The following is a 6369-nucleotide window of genomic DNA, read 5'->3' on the forward strand; positions in this document are numbered from 1 at the left end:
ATGAGGGAAAGCGATGGAAGAGAGTCAGCGCTGATCCGAAGGCGGTCAGCCCTTGGTGGCGCCGAGGGTCAGGCCCTTGACGAAGAACCTCTGGGCGAAGGGGTACGCGAGGATGATCGGCCCGATGGTCACCGCAGTCAGCGCCAGGCGTAACTGGTAGACCGGGATCGTCGGCGCGTTGCCGCCCGGAAGCATCGTGGCGTTCGTGACGTTCGCGATCATGTTCTGCAGCAACAGCTGCAGGGGGTACTTGTCGGGGTCGGAGATGAACAGAATCGCCCAGAACCACTCGTTCCAGTACGCCACGGCGTAGAACAGGGCGATCACGGCTATGACCGCCTTGGAGAGCGGAAGCACGATCCGGAAGAAGATACGCAGCTCGCTGGCGCCGTCGACGCGCGCGGAGTCCAGAATCTCCTGGGGGATCTGGCGGAAGAACGCGACCGTGATGAACACCAGGAACGGCATCAGCATGTGCGGCAGAATGACCGCGAACCAGCTGTTGCGCAGCTGCAGCACCTGGGTCATCAGCAGGTACATCGGTACGAGTCCCACGTTGAACAGCAGCGGCAGGTAGGCGAAGATCGTCAGCGGCCGGCTGATCACGCGCATCCGGCGTGCGATCACCCACGCCAGACCAGCGGTGCACGAGATCGACATCGCGGTCCCGACGACGGTGATGAACAGCGTCGCCTGGTATGCCCTGCCGATCGCCTGGCCGGAGAACAGTTGCTTGTACGCCTCCAGCGAGAACGGTTCGGGGAACAGGCTGTAGCCCTTGAGCGACAGCTCGGTCTCGTCGGTGAACGAGCCCGCCACGATCATCCACAGCGGGATCAGGCAGAACAGCGCGAACAGGGAGACGACGACATAGCTGACTACCGTGAACGGCTCGGTCGTCCTGACGCGGCGACGCTTCCGGCCGGCGCGCCGGGCCGTGTCGTGACTCGTCTCGGCGGCAGTGGTGCTCACGGTCGCCATGCCTGTCTCCCGTCCTTCACTACGGTCGGTTGCCGCGCTCATAGGATGCTGCTGTCTCGTGCGTAACGCCGCTGGACGATGACCGCGACGGAGACGAAGATGAAGCCGAGCACGGCCTGGAAAAGGCCGATGGCCGCTGTCGTGCCGAAGTCACCGAGGCTGCGCAACGACCGGAACACATACGTGTCGATGACGTCCGTGGTGGAGAACAGCACGCCGTTGTCGCCGATGATCGCGTAGATCACCGCGAAGTCCCCGTAGAAGATCCGCCCGATCCCGAGCACGAGCAGGATGGCCGCCGTCGGGCGCAGGAGCGGCACCGTGATGGACCACGCCATCCGCGCTCGGCTGGCGCCGTCGATCACGCCCGCTTCGTACACGTCAGGTGGGATCGCGGTGATCGCGGCGAGGAAGATCACGGACATGTACCCGCCGAGCTGCCAGACCTTGACGATGGTGAGGATCCAGGGCCACGCGCCAGGTTCGGTGTACCACGTCAGGCTCGGGAGGTTGAAGACGTTGAGCATGTCATTGACCGCCCCGCCTTCACCGCCGACGCCGGCCAGCAGTACCTGCAGCATCACGCTGATCACGATGGGCGAGACGAAGTACGGGAAGAACACCACCGACTGCGTGACACGCTTGTACATGTGCAGCCGGATCTCGTTCAGCATGATCGCCAGCGTCAGTCCCCATGCCAGCGTGGCGGTGAGGAACAGGGCGTTGAGGAACACCGTGTTGATGATGATCCGGGCGGCGTTCCCGGTGGAGATGAAGTATTCGAAGTTCTCCACGCCGTTCCACGGGCTGCCGAAGATGCCGTCGGAGACGTTGAAGTCCTTGAAGGCGACGATGAGACCTGCCATTGGCAGGTAGGCGAAGACCAGGAAGTAGACGACGCCTGGCGCAGCCAGCAAGGCAAGCGACCATGCCACGCGTTCTGTCGGCGCGGCCCGCTTCTTCTTGCGCTTCGAACGGCCGGAGGTGTCAGTCTCCGTCTGGGTGGCTAGCACCTCCGTCATTCGAGCTCACCCCCTGCGGGTCTCTGGTGGCTACACATTCGGTCTCGGGCTCCATCGGTATCGGTATGCGCTTTCCGTCCCCCTGGGCTCGAAACGCTAGTGCGCACCCGGAGAGAGCAACAAGACATGTTCGGGGTGCGAAACTTTCTCTGGCATTCACCGGTCCGTCACATGCCGGCTACACGTCTGCGCCCGAGCAGACTGGATGGCGACCGCGAACACCTTCGGTGGAGGTGACCGCGGACACGTGGCCGAGCCTGGAGACAGAGGAGACACATGCTCGCGTGCTCCGGAACGCTTCATGCCGCTCGCGGGCGACTTCATCGCCCGGAGACTACTCTGAGACCTATCACGGTCCGGTGAGGCGACGGCTGACGATCTGCGGGGTGAGCAAGGCAACGGCGTCGATCACCCGTTCCACGCCACCACGGTCAAGGGGGCGATGTCGATGGTCGACAAGCCGAGAACAGGCGTGACCTTGACGACGATCGCTCGTCTGTCGCAGGTGTCGGTGCCCACGGTCTCCAAGGTCATTCACGAACGTCCGGGCGTTGCACCCGCGACCCGAGCGAGGGTGCTCCAGGTGCTCCGGGACACCGGATACGACATGCGCATGCCTGTCCCGACGGGATCGAGGCTGATCGACGTGGTCCTCCCGGACCTGCATTCGGGATGGGCCAATCGGCTCGTCTTCGGACTGGAGCTCGCCGCCCGCGAGCACGACCTGTCGATCAGTCTCACCACGGCTCCGGTGCAGCCGACCGAGCTGTCCGCCATGGTGAAGACCAGGCGTAGCCGCGCTGTCGTGGCCGCGATGATCAGCATGAGTACATCTGACATCGAGTCGCTCCGGACCGCGCATGTGCCGCACGTGGTGATCGATCCCACCGAGCCTCTCGCACCTGGTGTGCCCTCGATCACGGCGACGAACGCCGAGGGGTGTGCGGAGGCGACGGAGCATCTGGTGGCGCTCGGGCACCGGCGCATCGGCCTCATCGGCAACGATGAGGTGCTGGCGACCAGGGAGCGTGAGCAGGGCTTTCGTGCCGCATTGGCCGCCAGCGGCCTGACAGTGCCGGACGCACTGCTGAGCCACACCCAGATCTCGCACGCGGCGGCGGAACGGGCGTTCGAGAGAATGATGGCAGCCCCGGAACCGCCGACCGCCGTCGTCGCGGTGACGGATCAGATGGCGATCGGCGTGCTGGTCGCCGCGCGCCGCCTCGGGATCAGTGTGCCGGACGACGTCAGTGTGGTGGGCTTCGACGACCTCCCCGAAGCGGACCGGTCGGTTCCGCGGCTGACCACGGTGCACCAGCCGATCACGGACATCGCCGCCGAGGCGCTACGGATGGTACTTGAACCGCCGGACGAACCGCCCGGCTTTCCGATCCGATGCCCGACCCACCTCGTCGTCCGGGACAGCTCGGCGTCTCCGCCGATCAGCGTCCCGCGGCCACCTCGGCCGTGATGAGACACAGCGTCCATGGCTCCAGCATCTCGTCAACCTCGGCTCGTCCAGCGGCGTCCGCGGTCGACGAGCTCACCCTCGTCGCCCGGGCGCGTGCCCGCAGCCATGAGAGCTGCTCCCTGGTCGGTTCCGACGGCGCTCCCATCTCCTTCCAGACTGCAAGCGCATTCCCGTCCTGCACGGTCAGCCGTTCGAGTCCGACGGAGGCACCCGGCGCGAGGCCATCCACGGTGACCGAGAGCCGTCTCGGGGCGCCCGTGGTCAAGGTGGCCTCGGCGGTGGCACGGTCCCCGACCGAGGCCGGCACCGCGCGGGACATCTGCGGCGGATAGTGGTAGGCGAGCAGGCTGCATCGGCCCGACCCGGAGTGCTTCGTCGCGACGATTCCCGGCACCTGCGCGATCAACCGGTCACCCAGCTGATGCAGCATGCGATAGGCGTGAAAGGTCGGCTTGACCACACCTGGAACGGTGATCATGCCGAGCCCGCCGTGGAACAGCTCGGCGCCGGCGCCGGCTTCCTCGAAGACATCGGTGAACGTCCAATAGCTCAGCGAGTCCACCTGGCCGATGCTCTCCAGAACGCTGTGCACGACGAACGTCGCGGTCTGCAGGTGATCGTGAGTGTGGTCCCGCGACGACGACGAGGAGCTCCACTGAGTCAGGTGGATCTCGGCATCGGGGAAGAGACTGTCGGAGACGATCTTGCGTAGTGTCGCGAGATCCCGCGGCGTGGCATCCGCGTCGCGCGTCAGCTTCGCGCCGTGTCCGTGTTCATCGAGCGCCCAGTCGGTCGGATACGGGTGGCAGGAGACGAAGTCGACAGGCGCCCGTCGCTCGTGACACCAGGCCAGGAACTCATGCAACCAGACCGGCTGCCAGTCGAGGGCGTCGAGTTCGTCGGAGTCGGCGACGATGCGTGCGCTGGTGTCCTCGACCTCGCCGGCGAAGCGGTTGTCGCCGACGAAGTTGGAGGTGGCCGGTCCACCCACCCGCAGCTGCGGATCGACCGCCTTGACCGCGCGCGCCGTCACCTCGTACAGCTGCAGGTACTCGGTCCTGGTTCCGGCGAAAAACGGCTTCAGGTTGGGCTCGTTCCAGACCTCGAAGTACCAGTGCCGCACCTCGTCGACGCCGTATCGGTCGGTCCAGTGCCGCACCGTCCGGGTGACCAGCTCGCCCCACGCGTCCATGTCTCGTGGGGGAGCGCCGTGCCCCTTCCACCAGAAGACGGTCTCGGTCTCCCGGGCCAGATCGCGGGGGCAGAACCCGAGCTCGATGAACGGGCGGACGCCGATCTCCAGCAGCCGGTCGACCAGGGCGTCGAGGTAGCCGAAGTAGTAGACCGGCGTTCCGTGGTCACCGCGCCGATAGACGAACATGTCATCGTGGAAGATGCCGTGAAAACGCACATAGGAGAAACCACACTCCTCGACGACGAGTGCCAGGTGGTCCTGCCAATCAGCGCGGAGCCCTTCGTTGGCGCGCCCGGCACCGACCGACCGGCTCCAGAAGTGGTCCAGGTGTGAGCCGTCGGCGCCGGCGTCGACCGCGAGCCTGATCGGCTCGTCGTCGGTCACGGGCTGCGTCAAAGGTTCCTCCATTGCGGCAGGATCGCCACGGAAGCGACCACGAACCAGTCTGTGCACGTGGCCACGCCTGGACAATGGCGAGCAGTGTGAGGAAACTTTCGCTGATGCCGCCGCGAAGAGCGGGCATCGCGACGTCCGTATGACATTGAGGGAGTGCCCATGGAACAGCCGGCGCCTGGTGACCGGCAGCGGCCGCGGGTCACCTTGGCCACGATCGCCCGGCAGACGGGGGTGTCCCTTCCCACTGTGTCGAAGGTGCTCAACGGCCGTTCCGGCGTGGCGTCGTCGACCCGGCGCCGGGTGCTGGAGGCGTTGAGCGAGGCGGGTTACCCGCACCGCCCGGTCGGATCCGAGTCCGGGAGCGTCTTCGTCGACGTGCTGATGCCGGACTATCAGTCCATGTTCACCTCGATGATGGTGCGCGGCATGGAGGAGCGGGCCCGGCAGATGGGTCTCACGCTCGTGCTGACGACTGTGGGACACCCCATGCAGCGCAGCAGGTCATGGCTGCGCAGGGTCGCCTCGCATGAGTCCCGGGGCGTCATTGCCACGTTGATGGACTTCGCCCCGCACGAGCTGGACTGGCTGCGGGACAACCGAGTTCCGCACGTCCTGGTCGAGCCGCTCACCCCGCCCGCCGATGTCACACCGTGGCTCACCAGCGACAGCCGGGGCGGGGTTGCGTCGGCGGTGCGCCATCTCGCGATGCTTGGGCATACCGACATCGCCTATCTGAACAACCTGACCATCTGGTCCGGCTCGGAGCGGTTTGCCGGTTATGCGACGGCGATGGCGACGGCCGGACTCCGGCTTCGCGACGACTACATCCATCACGTGGCGCTCGACGGCGGCATGCCAGCCGCTCTCGAACGGCTGCTGGCGCTGCCGGACCCGCCGTCGGCGGTGATCACCAGCTCCGATCAGCTCGCACTCGAGCTGATCGCGACCGCGGCCGCGCGAGGCCTCCGTGTACCCGAGGAGCTGAGTGTCATCGGGTTTGACGATGTGCCCGAGGCGGAGCGGAGCTCCCCTACGCTGACCACCGTTCACCAGCCGGTCATCAACCTCGGAGTGGACGCGCTCACGCTGGTTCTCGACGGCGCTGGCGTGGACGACGGGCGGGACTACCCGTTCGTCGCCAAGACCAGCCTGGTGGTGCGCGACTCGGTCACTCTTCGTCCTGCGATCGCTGGAGGCCAATAGCCCCGGTCTGTCTGGCCGCTGGCACGCGGCATTGACAGGGGCCACCCTGGTGTCTACCTTGTAACGTTACAAACACAAGGTCAGCGACGTGCCGGCGAAGC

General features: G+C 66.1%; 6 protein-coding genes. 2 read left to right on the top strand and 4 right to left on the bottom strand.

Going from position 1 to position 6369, the window contains the following annotated elements:
• Positions 1 to 45 precede the first annotated feature (45 nt).
• The 3 genes from ELR45_RS34125 to ELR45_RS42250 form a co-directional block, all read right to left on the bottom strand.
• On the bottom strand, positions 46 to 981 hold the full coding sequence (locus ELR45_RS34125) for a carbohydrate ABC transporter permease (RefSeq protein ID WP_165368361.1): 936 nt from the start codon (positions 979 to 981) through the stop codon (positions 46 to 48).
• Between the two features lie 38 nt (positions 982 to 1019).
• On the bottom strand, positions 1020 to 2003 hold the full coding sequence (locus ELR45_RS34130) for an ABC transporter permease subunit (RefSeq protein ID WP_129670252.1): 984 nt from the start codon (positions 2001 to 2003) through the stop codon (positions 1020 to 1022).
• A 408-nt stretch (positions 2004 to 2411) separates the two neighbouring features.
• Entirely contained in the window at positions 2412 to 2537 is a 126-nt protein-coding gene (locus ELR45_RS42250; RefSeq protein ID WP_276320766.1) for a hypothetical protein, read from the bottom strand.
• A 79-nt stretch (positions 2538 to 2616) separates the two neighbouring features.
• On the opposite strand from ELR45_RS42250, the gene ELR45_RS34135 reads away from it, so the two are divergent.
• On the top strand, positions 2617 to 3474 hold the full coding sequence (locus ELR45_RS34135) for a LacI family DNA-binding transcriptional regulator (RefSeq protein WP_240760349.1): 858 nt from the start codon (positions 2617 to 2619) through the stop codon (positions 3472 to 3474).
• Here the strand turns inward: ELR45_RS34135 and ELR45_RS34140 are convergent.
• Entirely contained in the window at positions 3446 to 5065 is a 1620-nt protein-coding gene (locus ELR45_RS34140; RefSeq protein WP_205857826.1) for a GH39 family glycosyl hydrolase, read from the bottom strand. The genes ELR45_RS34135 and ELR45_RS34140 overlap by 29 nt on opposite strands.
• A gap of 159 nt (positions 5066 to 5224) precedes the next feature.
• On the opposite strand from ELR45_RS34140, the gene ELR45_RS34145 reads away from it, so the two are divergent.
• A complete protein-coding gene (locus ELR45_RS34145; protein ID WP_129670255.1) occupies positions 5225 to 6268 on the top strand; it encodes a LacI family DNA-binding transcriptional regulator in 1044 nt (347 codons plus the stop codon).
• Positions 6269 to 6369: the final 101 nt, after the last annotated feature.

Origin of the sequence: Phytoactinopolyspora endophytica (assembly GCF_004138495.1) — a bacterium.
Classification (GTDB): Bacteria; Actinomycetota; Actinomycetes; order Jiangellales; family Jiangellaceae; genus Phytoactinopolyspora; species Phytoactinopolyspora endophytica.